We start from the raw sequence: 14306 nt of genomic DNA on the forward strand, positions 1-14306 counted from the left end.
GATGCCGATCACCGAAACCCATGAACTTCACAAACGCCGCTTTGGCCGCAATCTCGGCGTGGCGCTCTGCCTTGTCGGTTTCTGCGCCATCGTTTTCGGACTAACCATCGCGAAGATCCGTCAGGGCTCGCAGATGGAGGCGTTTGACCACCAGCCGCGCGTGTCGATCACCCCACCTGTGGAGACTGACCAATGACGCTCGATCGCAATCAGAAAACCGTGGCGCAATGCGTGGGCGTCGTTCTGATCATGGGCTCGCTGGCCTGGGCGGCGGTGCCGCTTTACGACTGGTTCTGCCGGGTCACTGGCTATGGTGGCACCACAAATGTGTCCGAGACCGAAAGCGATGTCATCCTGGACCGGACGATCCTGGTCAGGTTCGATGCAAGCCTTGCCCGCGACATGCCCTGGGAATTCCGCCCGATGCAGACCTCGATGGAACTGCGCATCGGCGAAACCGGTCTGGCTTTCTACGAGGCCTACAACCCGACCGATCAGCCGATTGCCGGGACTGCCAGCTACAACGTCGCGCCCTTCGATGCGGGGCTCTATTTCTCGAAGATCGAGTGCTTCTGTTTCCAGCAGCAAGTTCTGGAACCCGGCCAGCGCGTCGAAATGCCGGTCACGTTCTATGTGGACCCGGCGCTCGTTGACGACCCCGAGGCCAATGGCACACCCGCGATCACGTTGTCCTACACGTTTCACGTGACCGACATTCCAGAAGATTACGCCGCACTTGCCGGCTCCACAGACTAAGCCAGACGAAGGACCGACATCATGGCCCATGTGAAAAACCACGACTACCACATTCTGCCACCGTCGATTTACCCGTTTCTGGGCGCCGTCGCCGGCTTTGCGATGTTGACCGGGGCGGTGCTCTGGATGCACGGGTCGGGCCCGTGGCTGTTCCTGATCGGGTTCGTGGCGGTTCTCTATGTCATGTTCGGCTGGTGGTCGGATGTGGTGGCCGAAAGCAATGCGGGCGATCACACGCCGGTGGTGCGGCTTGGCCTGAAATACGGGTTCATCATGTTCGTGATGTCCGAGGTGATGTTCTTCGTCGCCTGGTTCTGGGCGTTTTTCAAACACGCGATCTACCCGATGAACACCTACGAGGCCTCCACCTATGTGCCGCCCGAGTTCTATCAGGTCGATGCCTTTCACCTGCCGCTGATCAACACACTCGTCCTTTTGCTGTCGGGCTGCGCGGTCACCTGGGCGCACCATGCGCTGGTGCATAACGAAAGCCGCAAGGACGTGGAGCTGGGCCTGATCATCGGCGTGGTTCTGGGGATCGTGTTCACCGGCCTTCAGGCCTATGAATACTGGTACCTGCTGGATCATCAGGACTGGAGCTTCGGCGGAGACAAGTTCTTCTCCACCTTCTTCATGGCCACCGGCTTCCATGGCGTGCATGTGATCATCGGCACGATCTTCCTGTTCGTGTGCTATCTGCGCGTGCGGGCGGGGCATTTCACCGCCGAAAAGCATGTCGGGTTCGAAGCGGCGGCATGGTACTGGCACTTCGTCGATGTGGTCTGGCTGTTCCTGTTTGCGGCGGTCTATATCTGGGGTATCGGCTGACCCGTCGCAGCGGCCTCTTGCGGTCCCGGGTGCGGGATCGCGCCGGTCTCTCCGCTCTGCGGCCGGGGCCCCGATATCGGCCCCGCACCGTTCTTGCCGGAACCGGGCGGGCAGGGCGGACCGATCTTGATACCTGGCACGGGGGCCTGCCGATTGGGGTGGGCCTTTCCAATTGGAGGGACGCTGTTGACACGGATGATCTGGCCCCTGGTCTTCGGGATCTGCGGTATGGCTATTCTGGTGTCGCTTGGCGTCTGGCAGATGCAGCGGCTCGCCTGGAAAGAGGGTGTGCTTGCCGATATCGAGACCCGGATCGCCGCGCCGCCTATGGCCGTGCCGGCGGCGCCCGATCCGGTCGCGGACCGCTACCTGCCGGTCGAGGCCACGGGAGAGGTCGGCGACGACTTCATCCGGGTTCTGGTCAGCCAGCGGCGGATCGGGGCGGGGTATCGGGTGATTTCCCCGTTCGAGACGGAGGGGCGCAGGCTGCTTCTGGACCGGGGGTTTGTCCGCGTCGCGGATGCGGTGCCGGCTGCACCCGCGGGTACGGTCAGGGTGACCGCAAACCTGCATTGGCCCGATGAGGTGACCCGCGCCACGCCAGTACCCGACACGGAGGCCAATATCTGGTTCGCCCGCGACGTGCCCGCCCTTGCCCGCGCCCTTGGAACCGAGCCGATCCTGCTGGTTGCGCGCGAGATGTCGGAAGACGAAGGCGCCCTGACGCCCCTTCCGGTGGACACAAGCGGCATTCCCAACGATCACCTCAGCTATGCGATCACCTGGTTTTCGCTGGCGCTGATCTGGATGGGGATGACACTCTATCTTCTGTGGCGTATCAGGCAGCGGACGATCTGAAGGCGGACAAATGCAGTATATCTCGACCAGGGGCGCCGCGCCGGCGCTGACATTCGAAGAGGCGATGCTGACCGGGCTGGCGCGCGACGGCGGGCTTTACGTGCCCGCCGAGGTGCCGGTGATGGCGACTGCGGATATCGCGGCGCTGGCCGGGCTCAGCTACGAAGATGTCGCCTATAGGGTGATGCGCCCCTTTATGGGCGACAGCTTCAGCGATGCCGAGATCACCGATTGCATCGCGCGGGCCTATGCCGGGTTCGGCCATGCCGCCCGCGCCCCGCTGGTGCAGATGCAGCCGAACCATTTCCTGCTGGAACTGTTCCACGGGCCGACGCTGGCCTTCAAGGATTTCGCGATGCAGCTGATCGGGCAGCTGTTCCAGACCGCGCTCAGCCGGCGCGGCGAGCGGGTGACGATCGTGGGCGCGACCTCAGGCGATACCGGATCCGCTGCGATGGAGGCGTTTCGCGGGCTTGACGCGGTGGAGGTCTTCATCCTGTACCCCCATGGCCGTGTCTCCGACGTGCAGCGCCGCCAGATGACCACTGTGGCCGAGGCCAATGTTCACGCGCTCGCCCTTGCAGGCGATTTCGACGATTGTCAGGCGCGCCTGAAGGACATGTTCAACGATTTCGACTTCCGGGACGGGGTGAAGCTGGCCGGTGTGAACTCGATCAACTGGGCGCGGGTGCTGGCGCAGGTGGTCTATTACTTCACTGCGGCGGTGTCTCTGGGCGCGCCGCACCGCAAGGTGAGCTTCACCGTTCCCACGGGAAATTTCGGCGATATTTTCGCAGGCCATATCGCGCGGCGCATGGGGCTGCCGATTGAAAAGCTGGTGGTGGCGACCAACCAGAACGATATCCTGCACCGGGCCCTGTCCTCCGGCGATTACGTGACGCAGGGCGTGACGCCGTCCATCAGCCCGTCGATGGACATTCAGGTGAGTTCCAACTTCGAACGGGCGCTGTTCGATGCCTATGATCGGGATGGTAATGCGGTGGCGCAGCTGATGGATGAACTGAAATCCGGCGGGGGCTTCCACATCTCGCAGGGCGCGCTTGGCAGGTTGCGTGATCTTTTCACCTCGGGCCGGGTGTCGGAGGAGGAAACCTCCGCCATGATCGCGCAGGCGAAGCGGGATATGGGCGAACTGCTTTGCCCGCATTCCGCGGTTGGTGTGAAGGTCGCGCAGCACCATCTGGGTACAACGCCGATGATCACACTCGCCACGGCCCATCCCGCCAAGTTCCCCGATGCGGTGGAGGCCGCCAGCGGGATCCGCCCGCCGCTGCCAGCGCGCATGGCCGATCTGTTCGAGCGGCCCGAGCGGATGACGCGCGTGGAAAACGACCTTGCGGATCTTCAGGCGCTGATCCGGGGTGAGGTCATGGCATGAGCGTGGCGCTGCACACTTTGCCCAACGGCCTGCGTATCGTGACCGAACACATGCCGGGCCTTCAGTCCGCCGCGCTCGGCCTCTGGGTCAATGTCGGCGGGCGGCATGAGCGGGTCGAGCAGAACGGCATCGCCCACTTTCTGGAACACATGGCCTTCAAGGGCACCGCAAGGCGCAACGCGCAGCAGATCGCCGAAGAGATCGAGGATGTAGGCGGCTATATCAACGCCTACACCTCCCGCGAGGTGACCGCCTATTATGCGCGGGTTCTGAAGGATGACGTGCCGCTGGCGCTCGACCTGATCGCCGATATCGTGCTCAATCCGGCTTTCGACCCGCGAGAGATCGAGGTCGAGCGCAGCGTGATCCTGCAGGAGATCGGCCAGGCCGCCGATACGCCCGACGACATCATCTTCGACTGGTTGCAGGAGGTCGCCTATCCGGCACAGGCGCTTGGGCGTACCATTCTCGGCCCCGCCGAACGGGTGCGCGGCTTCAGCCATACGGATCTGACCGGGTTCGTGGCCGAGCATTACGGACCGGGACAGTTGATCCTCTCGGCGGCGGGCGCGGTGGATCACGACGAGATCCTGCGCCTTGCGGAGGCCGCGTTCGGCCATCTGCCGCCATGCGGGCAATCGCGGCCGGAACCGGGCCAGTTCGCAGGTGGCGAACGCCGGGAGATAAAACCGCTGGAACAGGCGCATTTCACCCTTGCGCTGGAGGCGCCGGGATATCGCTCCGACGATATCTATACTGCGCAGATCTATGCGACCGCACTGGGCGGGGGCATGTCTTCGCGCCTGTTTCAGGAAATTCGCGAGAAGCGCGGGCTTTGCTACACGATCTATGCGCAGGTCGGCAGCTATGACGACACCGGCATGATGACGATCTATGCCGGCACCGGCGCGGATGACCTGCCCGAGCTTGCCCGGCTGACCATGGACGAGATCAAGCGCGCCGCCGGTGACATGAGCCAGGCGGAGCTGGACCGCGCCCGCGCCCAGATGAAGGCCGGCATGCTGATGGGGCTGGAAAGCCCCTCTGCCCGCGCCGAGCGTCTGGCACGGCTGGTGGCGATCTGGGACCGGGTGCCGCCGCTGGAGGAAACCATCGCCCGGATCGATGCGGTCGATCTGTCCGGTCTGCGCGACTTCGGAGCCGGGCTTGCCGGCGCCGAGCGGGCCGCGATGGCGCTTTACGGGCCAGTGGCAAAAGCCCCCGATCTCATCAGATTGACGGAGCGTCTGGCTGCCTGATGCTCGCCCGTAGACGCAGACCGAAGATCGAGACGGAGCGGATGACGCTGCGATTGCCGCAGCATTCCGACTTCCGCTCCTGGACGTCTCTCAGGAAAGGCTCGGCGGAGTTCCTGCAACCCTGGGAGCCGTCCTGGGCCGGGGATCACCTGACGCGGAAGAGCTTCACCAACCGCGTCTACTGGGCGCAGCGGGCGATGGGGCAGGGCTCGGCCATGCCGCTTTTCATGATCCGCAGATCCGACGATGTGCTGGTAGGCGCGATCACGCTGGACAATATCCGCCGCGGGCCGGCACAGGCGGGCACACTCGGCTACTGGATCGGGCAGGCCCATGCCCGGCAGGGCTATATGCGCGAAGCGATCCTTGCAGTTGTTCACCACGCCTTTCGCTCGCTGGATCTGAGCCGGGTGGAGGCCGCCTGCCTGCCCGAGAACGTGGCCTCCCGCGGGGTGCTGGAACGCTCCGGCTTCAAATACGAGGGCGTGGCGCAAAGCTATCTGCAGATCAACGGGCGCTGGCGGAACCACGTGCTTTACGCCAATCTGCGCAGCGACCGACGCGGGCGCACCGACGTCGGCTAGCGCCGTCCCTAGCGGGTCCATGCGGCGGGTCCCCCCGATGCGCCTTGCCGAACAGGAGTGGCTGATGACCGAGATCGAAACCATTCTGCGCCAATCCCTGCCGGAGGCAAGCTTCCGCCCGCCCGAGCCGCGCTATCTGGAGGAGCCGCGTGGGCGGTACGCAGGTCAGGCTGTGGCGGTTCTGGCGCCGGCCTCCACCGAGGAGGTGACAACAATCGTCAAAGCCTGCGCGCAGACCGCCACGCCGATCGTGCCCTATGGCGGTGGCACCGGACTGGTGGGCGGGCAGATCGCCGGGGAGGGGACGAGACCGGTGGTCCTGTCTCTTGAACGCATGCGCCAGATCCGCAAGCTGGACCCGGTGGGCGCGACAATGACCGTCGAGGCCGGGGCGATCCTGGCCGATGTCCACAGCGCCGCCACGGCGGAGGGACTGATCTTTCCGCTGACCCTCGCCTCGCAGGGCTCGGCGCGGATCGGCGGCCTGCTCTCCACGAATGCAGGCGGGGTCAACGTGATCCGCTATGGCAATGCCCGGGATCTGTGTCTGGGGCTGGAGGTCGTGTTCCCGGACGGCACGGTGATGCATGGGCTGTCATCGCTGCGCAAGAACAACACCGGCTACGATCTGCGGCATCTGCTGATCGGGGCGGAAGGAACCCTTGGCGTGATCACGGCGGCGACGCTGCGGCTTTTCCCGGAGCCGGCCGCCACCGGTGCGGCGCTGATGGTGGTGCCGGACCCGGATGCGGCGCTGGCGCTTTTGCGCCGTGTGCAGGCGCGCGCGGGTGGCGGCTTGTCGGCCTTCGAGCTGATCGGCGGGATGGGGCTCACCTTTCTGGACGAAGTCGGGCCGGAGCTGAGACAGCCCTTCGCGGCGCGGCCCGACTGGATGTGCCTCATCGATCTGGGGCTGGCGCAGGGGCAGGACCCCTCGGACCTGCTGGAGGCGGTTTTTGCCGAGGCCCATGAGGCGGGGCTTGTCAGCGACGGCGTGATCGCACGCTCCGAAGGCCAGCGGCAGGAATTCTGGAGCTTGCGCGAGAGCATCCCCGAGGCGAACCGGCGGATCGGGTCGATCTCCAGCCATGACATTTCCGTTCCAGTCGCCGCCATCCCGGCCTTCATCGCCGAGGCTCCGGGGCGGCTGGCGAAGATCGGTGATTACCGGATCAACTGTTTCGGCCATCTGGGCGATGGCAATCTGCATTACAATGTCTTTCCCCGGCAGGGCCAAAGCCGGGCGGATCACGAGGAGGCGCGCGGCGGCATCAAGACCTGCGTGCATGATCTGGTTCATGAGATGGGGGGGTCGGTTTCGGCGGAACACGGGATCGGCAGGCTGAAAGTCGACGATCTGGAACGCTATGGCGACCCGGCGAAATTGGCCGCCATGCGTGCGATCAAGCAGGCGCTGGATCCCAAGGGCATCATGAACCCCGGGGCCGTCCTGCGCGCGCCATAGGGGGCCTCGCAATCCGACAGCCGCGATCCGGAAGGCCGCCCGCTCCCACGACAAGGGACTCAGGCGGCCATTGGGATGCTCTCTTCCCGCGTGATGAACCTGACGGTGCGCGCGGCGGGCCGGCCCGCCGCCCCGTCTTCAGACGCTCCGGGCCCTGGCCGGGTCAGGTACGCACACCTGCGAACCGGGTTTGCCAGTCCTCGCGCGCCTCGTCGGTGATCTTGCTGAACAGCACATCGGGCACGGTGAAGCCATGCCCTGCGGGCAGCCTGCCCAATGCGTCTGCCATATCCTCGGGCCAGACCGGCGCGGCGTTCATGGACTCAAGCATCGTGGCCGCCGCATCGGGGATGAACGGGGCCGACAGGGTGGCGTAGACCGGGATCAGGTTCAGCGCCAGCCGGGTGATCGCGGCGGCGCGGTCGGGGTCGTCCTTGAACGCGGTCCAGGGCGCGGCCGATTGCAGGTACTCGTTTCCAAGCACCCAGATCGCCCTCAGCTCCGCCGCTGCCTTGCGGATCTCTATGGCATCCATATGGGCCTGATAGGCGGTCAGCCGGGTCTGCAATTCGGCGATCAACGCCTCTTCCTGCGGGCCATAGGCGCCGCCCTCGGGCACGGTTTCCCCAAATTTGGAGCGGCAGAACTTGGTGATCCGGCTGACAAAATTGCCAAGCACATCGGCCAGATCCTTGTTCACATCCTGCTGGAAGGCTTCCCATGTGAACTCGCTGTCCGAAGTCTCCGGCGCATGGCTAAGCAGCCACCAGCGCCAGTAATCCGGCGGCAGGATCTCCAGCGCCTGATCCATGAACACGCCGCGCCCCTGAGAGGTGGAGAACTGCCCGCCATCGTAGTTCAGATAGTTGAACGACTTGATGTAATCGACCAGTTTCCAGGGCTCGCCCGAGCCGATGATCGTCGCCGGAAAGCTCAGAGTGTGAAAGGGCACATTGTCCTTGCCCATGAACTGGACGTAGCGGACGTCGTCCGCGCCCTTGTCGGTGCGCCACCAGCGTTCCCAGTCGGCGTCGGGACGGCCCGCCGCGTCGGTCCATTCCTTGGCGCAGGCGATGTATTCGATGGGTGCGTCGAACCAGACATAGAAGACCTTGCCCTCCATCCCGGGCCAGTCCTGATCACCGCGTTTGACCGGAATGCCCCAGTCGAGATCCCGGGTGATGCCCCGATCCTGCAGCCCGTCGCCGTCGTTCAGCCATTTCCTGGCAATGGACGTCGTCAGGATCGGCCAGTCGGTCTTGCTGTCGATCCAGTCGCTCAACTGCCCGCGCAGAGCGGACTGGCGCAGATAAAGATGCTTGGTCTCCCGGATTTCGAGATCGGTGGAGCCCGAGACGGCCGAGCGCGGCTCGATCAGATCGGTCGGATCAAGCTGCTTTGTGCAGTTTTCGCATTGGTCGCCCCGGGCCTTGTCATAGCCGCAATTTGGGCAGGTGCCTTCGATATAGCGATCTGGCAGGAAGCGGCCATCGGAGTTGGAGTAAACCTGCTTCTCCGTCACCTCCTCGATCAGCCCGGCATCGGCCAGACGCCCGGCGAAATGCTGCGTCAGGGCGTGGTTCTGCGGACTGGAGGAGCGTCCGAAATGATCGAAGCTGAGCCGGAAGCCCTCGGCGATCCGGGCCTGCACCTCCCACATCTCGGCGCAATACTCCGCCACGGGTTTGCCGGCCTTGGCCGCCGCCAGCTCAGCGGGCGTGCCGTGCTCATCCGTGGCGCAAAGAAACAGCACCTCCTGGCCCCGCGCGCGCAGGTAGCGGGCGTAGAGATCGGCGGGCAATTGGCTCCCGATCAGGTTGCCCAGGTGTTTGATCCCGTTGATGTACGGGATCGCCGAAGTGATGAGGGTGCGCGCCATTCCGTGTACCTTGTCCGCCGTTTGCAGCCCATTTAACCCAAGGTCGGGCCAAGGACCAGCGGCGCTAGGTGCCTTCGCGGCGAATGCGGGCCAGGATGCGCAGATCGACGCGGTCGCCCACCTCTGCGGCAAAGCCCGATGCCCCGAATGCGGAGCGACTGACCGAACCTGTCAGATAGATCGAGAGCCTGTTGCGATCTCCGGCCACGGTTCCCTGCTGGCGATAGAATTGCGCCATCAGTGTGGCGGGCAGGGTGATGCCGCGGATGGTGAGTTCCCCGTCGATCCGCGCGCCGGTGCCTTCGGGGGTGACGCGGGTGGAGCGAAACCGGATCGTGGGATAGGTGGCCGCATCCAGCACCTGCGCGCTTCGCAGCGCCTCGGTCGCGAGAAAGAAACCGGTGCGCGCGCCGCGCACATTCACGGTCACGTCGACCTGCGACCGGGAGGGTGTGTCCAGATCGACCAGCAGATCGGCGCCCAGAACGGGCATCGTGCCATCATCCGAACCGTCGCCGAAGCTGTAGGTGAAGCCCACGGTGGAGCGGTCGGGCTCCAGCAGGTACCGGACCGGATCGGCCAGCGCGGCCAGCGGCATAAGAACAAGGGCGATTGCCGCAATCAGTGAGGTCATGGGTCCGTGGCTCCGGCCGGGTGGTGAACGCGCTCAGTATAGCACCGATCGCGGCCCTGTCGCGTCACGCCTCAGCGAGAGCGGCGGAACAGGCGGCCCACCTGAAAGGAGGTGCGTGGAATCCAGACATAGGGTTTTCGGGTTTCCGCGCCCATGCGGCGGCGCATGCGGATCAGCCCGAAGACAACCAGCACCACATGGCCTGCCGCGATGAAGGTGAAGAGCGCCGAGGGTCCGAACACGGTGATCAGGGCCGAACTGGCAAGCGGCGCCACGATGGCGCCCGTGGCATAGAAGAACATGAGCGCGGCTGACAACTCCACCCTCTGGGTATCATCTGCCCAGTCATGGGCATGGGCCGCCGAGATCGAATAGATCGGAAAGGTCAGCCCGCCGAACAGCAGCGCACCCGCGAATATCGCGACCGTGCCCTGACCGGCGAGCACCACGGTGATGCCGCTGGCGAGGATTGCCGCGGCGGAAAACCAGATCAGCACCCACCGGCGGTCGTAGCGGTCGGCCAGCCAGCCTGCGGGCAGTTGCATCAGCGCGCCGCCCAGAACGAAAGCTGCCAGAAAATAGCCGATCTGGCTGGCGGCAAGGCCGACCTCCTGCCCATAAAGCGGGCCGATCATGCGAAACCCCGCGCCGCTGAGACCGGCGACCAGCACGCCCGCGACGGCGAGGGGCGAGAGCCGCCAGGCCAGACCGGGGCGCAGCCGGGGCGCCTCGGGCGTTTTCGGTTGCGACATGGTGGTCAGGGTCAGCGGCAGCAGCGCGGCACAGCACAGGATCGCCAGAATGTTGTAGGAGACGTAGGATGCCGGTGCGAGCACGCCGATCAGAAGCTGGGCCACGAGCGAGCCGCCGGTATCCACCATCCGGTAGAGCCCCATGGCCCGGCCCCGCGTGTCATTGGTCACCTTCGATTGCAGCCATGCCTCGATCACCGTGTAGCAGCCCGCGATGCACAGCCCCGAGGCGACCCGCATCAGTGCCCAGGCATAGGGGTCGATCACCAGCATATGCGCCAGCAGCCCGATGGCGCCGGTCGCGGTGAAGGCCGCGAAGGCCCGCGAATGCCCGACCGAGCCCATCAGGCGCGGCGCCCACCAGCAGCCGATGAAGAACCCGAGAAAATGGGCGGACCCCAGAAGCCCGATCTGCCCGTTGCTGAAGCCGAGCGCACTGCCCGAGAGCACATCCAGCGGGCCGACACCGCCCGAGCTGAGTTGCAGAAGGATAACCGAAAGGAAAAGGGCAGTGAACGACAGGATCAGGCGCATGAGACCGGAGGTTTGGTTTTGGGGCACCGTCACACGGGGGTGCGGGGCGATCTGGCGGGTTTGCGTCTTTTGCGATGTCGCAATTGGCCTCTCGCGTGGTCACCCAACGGATCCGGATGGGTTCCAAAACCACGGATTTCCGTCTTTTCCGAATCTGTTGCCCGGGCCTGTACGGCCGGCACGCGGGTTTCGCCTTGCCCTCGCCGCCGGGCCGGTTACCTCTGTCACCGGATTGCCGAAAGGATTTCTGGAAGATGAAACATATTGCCCTGGGCCAAAGCGAGACCCGGATCACCGATTACTGCCTTGGCACGATGACATGGGGAAACCAGACCCCGGAACAGGATGCCCACCGGCAGATGGACATGGCGCTGGAGGCCGGGATCAACATCGTCGACACCGCCGAGATGTATCCGGTGAACCCGGCCCGCGCGGAGACCGTCGGCCGGACGGAGGAGATATTGGGCAACTGGCTTGCCGCCAATCCGCATCGCCGCGCCGATCTGGTGATCGCCACCAAGATCAGCGGGCGCAACGACAGCTTCGTGCGTATAGGGCAGGACATTACCGGCGAGACGTTTCTTGAGGCGTTCGAGGCCTCGCTGAAACGGCTGAAAACCGACCGGATCGACCTCTATCAGATGCATTGGCCCAATCGCGGCAGCTATCATTTCCGGCAGATCTGGGACTATGATCCGTCAGGGCAGGACAAGGCCACAACGCTGGCTCATATGGTCGACATTTTGGAGGTCGCGGACGAGCTGGTGTCCGCAGGCAAGCTGGGCCATCTGGCGCTGTCCAATGACAGCGCATGGGGCACGGCCCAATGGCTGCGGCTGAGCGAGGAGCGGGGGCTGCCCCGCATCGCGTCGATCCAGAACGAGTACTCGCTGCTGTGCCGACAATACGACTCCGACCTGGCGGAACTGGCGGTGAACGAGAATGTGACCCTGCTGGCGTTCTCGCCGCTTGGCGCGGGGCTTCTGACCGGAAAGTATCAGCATGGCGCGGTGCCCGATGGCTCACGCATGTCGCTGGTGGAAAATCTGGGCGGGCGGAAGACCGACCGCGCGTTTGAGGCGGTTGCCGTCTATCAGGACATCGCGGCCCGCCACGGGCTCGACCTGATCCATATGGCGCTGGCCTTTACCGTGTCACGGCCGTTTCCCGTATCGACGATTTTCGGCGCCACGAATACCGATCAGTTGCGGCATATTCTGAACGGGCTGGACGTGTCGCTCTCCAAAGAAGTGTTGGCCGAAATCAACACCGCCCACCGCGCGATTCCCATGCCCTATTGAGCCCCGCTCCGGGCGGGTTACTGTGCCCGCAGGTCACGCGAACGGGGGGAAGCATGACAGGCCGAATGGCGCTTTTGGGGGCCGGGACGAGCGGCTGTGCCTGGGCGGCGCGGTTTGCATTGATGGGATGGCAGGTGCGCGTTTTCGACCCTGAGCCGGGTGCGGAGGCGCGGATGGTCGACGCGCTGTCGGCCGCCGCCGGCAGCCTGCCCGCGCTTTACGACGTGGCGCTGCCGCCCGTGGGAGAGGTGAGTTATCACGATAGTCTGGCCGAAGCGGTCAGCGGGGTCGACTGGGTGCAGGACGGGCTGCCCGATCGGGTCTCGCTGAAACGCAAGATGTATCAGGCCGTGCAGGCCGGCGTCGGTCCCGATGTGGTCATCGCCGGAACCTCGGAGACGCTGAGCGTGGAGGATTTGCAGGGCTGCGCGCCGCGCCCGGCCCAGATCGTTGCCGTTTCGGGGCGGGCGCCGGTCTGGCTGTTCCCGCAGGTCAGGGTCGAGGGCGGCGCGGTCGCGGCCCCGGATCTGCTGGCCAGGGCCAAGGCCGTGCTGGCCGGGATCGGGATGGTTCTGGATGCGGATGGACTGGCCGAGGTTCTGCCCGATGGAGATCCGGGCACGGTGGTGGCGGTTCTGCGTGCGTTGAAATCCCGCAACGACCCGGGCCTGGGCGCGGCCCTTGCGGACCATGAAAGCGCCCTTGCCCCGAGCATGCCGGATCTGGGCCAGCCGCCGGTGACGCTGGACCGGCAGGTGCCGCCCGATTGGGTGGATTACAACGGCCACATGAACGAGGCGCACTACCTGACGGCCTTTTCCCACGCGACCGACCGTCTGCTGCTCTGGGCCGGGATGGATGCGGATTGCGTGGCCCAGGGCCACAGCGTCTTCACGGTGGAGACCCATATCCGCCATCTGGGCGAGGTCGATATCGGCACCCGGATCGTGGTGACCACCCGGGTCATCGAGGGCGGCGGCAAGCGTCTGCATGTCTGGCACGAGATGCGGAGCCGCGGCGCGCTTGTGGCGACAGGGGAACAGATGCTGCTCCATGTGGATCTTGCCACCCGGCGCCCGGCCCCGCCGCGCGCGGATGTGGCGGGCGTTCTGGCGCGCGCGACGCAGGCCCATGCCGGCCTGCCCGCGCCCGAGGGCATGGGCCGCGCGGTGGGCGACCCGCGCTAGTCCTCCACCCGGTGCCGCAGCGCCGTCAGGATTTTCGGGATCTGCCGGGCCGAGGCGAGGCTTTCGCGGATCAGCCAGTCGAAATGCTCGGTCACGCCACGGACCCGGTCGCGGTCACGGAAGGCCACGTAATGGCGGCCCATATAGATCACCGCCATCTTCGGCCCGAAAACCGTGACGGGGGCGGAAAACACCCGATGGGCATCGAAGATGAACAGGCGCAGGCGCGGGTAGACCTGATCATAGACCTCGATCAGCCAGTCGATCTGTTCCCGCCGCAGCTGGGCGCTGAGACCGGTGTAATAGCCCTGACCCAGGGCGAAGCATTCCAGTTCGTGGATCGGAAGTGCGATCTCGTAGTCGCTCTGGCTGCCGCGCATCCAGTCCAGCCTCGCCTCAGCAGCGCCGATGGCCTGATCCGGGCGGCGGTTCATGGTCGGCGCGTATTCCCACCGCATGAGCCCATGGGTCTTGAGCATGTCCGGCAAAGTTGCGGGGACATGGCGGATTTTATAGCCCGCGGCCTCTTCGTGCCACGCAAAGATCTGGTCGTCGATGGCGCTGGAGCGGTTGGTTTCCGTAAGCGACATGCTAGTGGCCAGGATATCGCCCGCCAGTTCCGGCCTGTCGGTGAGCCCGAGAAGCCAGTCCGCCGATACGCCAAGGGTCTGGGCTGCGGAGGCAACCAGATGGCCACCGGGCATCCGCGCATCCTCGGCCATCAGGAGCTGCGTGATGGTGGAGCGATCGACCGCGGTTGCGCGCGAAAGCGCCGCGCGCGACAGGCCGGACGCCGTCAGAGCCGCGGCAAGGCGCTCCCGGAAGAGAGAGGCGCGCTGACGTTTGTCGTATAAATTCAGCATTGTTTGA

Annotated in this window: 14 protein-coding genes; 10 read left to right on the forward strand and 4 right to left on the reverse strand. The window is 65.1% G+C overall.

Translation table 11 applies throughout. The annotated features are described in order from the left end of the window. Position 1: 1 nt before the first annotated feature. From D9R08_RS05105 to D9R08_RS05140, 8 genes are all read left to right on the forward strand, one after another. Positions 2-196 carry a hypothetical protein gene (locus D9R08_RS05105; RefSeq protein WP_121896960.1) on the forward strand — a complete coding sequence of 65 codons (195 nt, stop codon included), beginning with the start codon at positions 2-4 and terminating at the stop codon, positions 194-196. Beyond that, positions 193-756, forward strand: coding sequence for a cytochrome c oxidase assembly protein (locus D9R08_RS05110; RefSeq protein WP_121896961.1), 564 nt, complete (start codon positions 193-195; stop codon positions 754-756). Before D9R08_RS05105 ends, D9R08_RS05110 begins: the two co-directional genes overlap by 4 nt. A gap of 21 nt (positions 757-777) precedes the next feature. Further along, positions 778-1584 (forward strand): cytochrome c oxidase subunit 3, encoded by an 807-nt coding sequence (locus D9R08_RS05115; RefSeq protein WP_121896962.1) that lies wholly within the window; start codon positions 778-780, stop codon positions 1582-1584. Between the two features lie 183 nt (positions 1585-1767). After that, on the forward strand, positions 1768-2442 hold the full coding sequence (locus D9R08_RS05120; RefSeq protein ID WP_121897264.1) for an SURF1 family protein: 675 nt from the start codon (positions 1768-1770) through the stop codon (positions 2440-2442). Between the two features lie 10 nt (positions 2443-2452). Beyond that, positions 2453-3841 carry a threonine synthase gene (thrC, locus tag D9R08_RS05125; protein WP_121896963.1) on the forward strand — a complete coding sequence of 463 codons (1389 nt, stop codon included), beginning with the start codon at positions 2453-2455 and terminating at the stop codon, positions 3839-3841. Beyond that, complete coding sequence (locus D9R08_RS05130; RefSeq protein WP_121896964.1) at positions 3838-5100, forward strand: M16 family metallopeptidase; 1263 nt, start codon at positions 3838-3840, stop codon at positions 5098-5100. Before thrC ends, D9R08_RS05130 begins: the two co-directional genes overlap by 4 nt. After that, positions 5100-5684: a GNAT family N-acetyltransferase gene (locus D9R08_RS05135; protein WP_121896965.1), complete on the forward strand. Its 585-nt coding sequence runs from the start codon at positions 5100-5102 to the stop codon at positions 5682-5684. The genes D9R08_RS05130 and D9R08_RS05135 overlap by 1 nt, the downstream gene beginning before the upstream one ends. A 64-nt stretch (positions 5685-5748) precedes the next feature. Then, positions 5749-7149 carry an FAD-binding oxidoreductase gene (locus D9R08_RS05140; RefSeq protein WP_121897265.1) on the forward strand — a complete coding sequence of 467 codons (1401 nt, stop codon included), beginning with the start codon at positions 5749-5751 and terminating at the stop codon, positions 7147-7149. Between the two features lie 163 nt (positions 7150-7312). On the opposite strand, the gene metG is transcribed toward D9R08_RS05140, so the two are convergent. From metG to D9R08_RS05155, 3 genes are all read right to left on the reverse strand, one after another. Further along, positions 7313-9028 carry a methionine--tRNA ligase gene (metG, locus tag D9R08_RS05145; protein WP_121896966.1) on the reverse strand — a complete coding sequence of 572 codons (1716 nt, stop codon included), beginning with the start codon at positions 9026-9028 and terminating at the stop codon, positions 7313-7315. A 64-nt stretch (positions 9029-9092) separates the two neighbouring features. Beyond that, the gene (locus D9R08_RS05150; RefSeq protein WP_121896967.1) at positions 9093-9662 is read right to left on the reverse strand and encodes a YceI family protein; all 570 of its coding nucleotides are present in this window, start codon (positions 9660-9662) and stop codon (positions 9093-9095) included. Between the two features lie 71 nt (positions 9663-9733). Next, complete coding sequence (locus tag D9R08_RS05155; protein WP_121897266.1) at positions 9734-10948, reverse strand: MFS transporter; 1215 nt, start codon at positions 10946-10948, stop codon at positions 9734-9736. Between the two features lie 254 nt (positions 10949-11202). Here D9R08_RS05155 and D9R08_RS05160 point away from each other — a divergent pair, with 254 nt between their 5' ends. Beyond that, positions 11203-12249 (forward strand): aldo/keto reductase, encoded by a 1047-nt coding sequence (locus tag D9R08_RS05160; protein ID WP_121897267.1) that lies wholly within the window; start codon positions 11203-11205, stop codon positions 12247-12249. Positions 12250-12302: 53 nt separating this feature from the next. Next, positions 12303-13436, forward strand: coding sequence for a thioesterase family protein (locus tag D9R08_RS05165; protein ID WP_121896968.1), 1134 nt, complete (start codon positions 12303-12305; stop codon positions 13434-13436). On the opposite strand, the gene D9R08_RS05170 is transcribed toward D9R08_RS05165, so the two are convergent. Then, positions 13433-14299 carry a helix-turn-helix domain-containing protein gene (locus tag D9R08_RS05170; protein WP_121896969.1) on the reverse strand — a complete coding sequence of 289 codons (867 nt, stop codon included), beginning with the start codon at positions 14297-14299 and terminating at the stop codon, positions 13433-13435. The genes D9R08_RS05165 and D9R08_RS05170 overlap by 4 nt on opposite strands. Positions 14300-14306: the final 7 nt, after the last annotated feature.

Origin of the sequence: Rhodophyticola porphyridii, assembly GCF_003688285.1 — a bacterium.
Classification (GTDB): domain Bacteria; phylum Pseudomonadota; class Alphaproteobacteria; order Rhodobacterales; family Rhodobacteraceae; genus Rhodophyticola; species Rhodophyticola porphyridii.

Excerpts from the sequence above, each read along its gene's own strand:
- D9R08_RS05105 (WP_121896960.1), top strand. The coding sequence starts at position 2 with ATGCCGATCACCGAAACCCATGAACTTCACAAACGCCGCTTTGGCCGC.
- D9R08_RS05110 (WP_121896961.1), top strand. The coding sequence starts at position 193 with ATGACGCTCGATCGCAATCAGAAAACCGTGGCGCAATGCGTGGGCGTC.
- D9R08_RS05115 (WP_121896962.1), top strand. The coding sequence starts at position 778 with ATGGCCCATGTGAAAAACCACGACTACCACATTCTGCCACCGTCGATT.
- thrC (WP_121896963.1), top strand. The coding sequence starts at position 2,453 with ATGCAGTATATCTCGACCAGGGGCGCCGCGCCGGCGCTGACATTCGAA.
- D9R08_RS05130 (WP_121896964.1), top strand. The coding sequence starts at position 3,838 with ATGAGCGTGGCGCTGCACACTTTGCCCAACGGCCTGCGTATCGTGACC.
- D9R08_RS05135 (WP_121896965.1), top strand. The coding sequence starts at position 5,100 with ATGCTCGCCCGTAGACGCAGACCGAAGATCGAGACGGAGCGGATGACG.
- D9R08_RS05140 (WP_121897265.1), top strand. The coding sequence starts at position 5,749 with ATGACCGAGATCGAAACCATTCTGCGCCAATCCCTGCCGGAGGCAAGC.
- metG (WP_121896966.1), bottom strand. The coding sequence starts at position 9,028 with ATGGCGCGCACCCTCATCACTTCGGCGATCCCGTACATCAACGGGATC.
- D9R08_RS05150 (WP_121896967.1), bottom strand. The coding sequence starts at position 9,662 with ATGACCTCACTGATTGCGGCAATCGCCCTTGTTCTTATGCCGCTGGCC.
- D9R08_RS05155 (WP_121897266.1), bottom strand. The coding sequence starts at position 10,948 with ATGCGCCTGATCCTGTCGTTCACTGCCCTTTTCCTTTCGGTTATCCTT.
- D9R08_RS05160 (WP_121897267.1), top strand. The coding sequence starts at position 11,203 with ATGAAACATATTGCCCTGGGCCAAAGCGAGACCCGGATCACCGATTAC.
- D9R08_RS05165 (WP_121896968.1), top strand. The coding sequence starts at position 12,303 with ATGACAGGCCGAATGGCGCTTTTGGGGGCCGGGACGAGCGGCTGTGCC.
- D9R08_RS05170 (WP_121896969.1), bottom strand. The coding sequence starts at position 14,299 with ATGCTGAATTTATACGACAAACGTCAGCGCGCCTCTCTCTTCCGGGAG.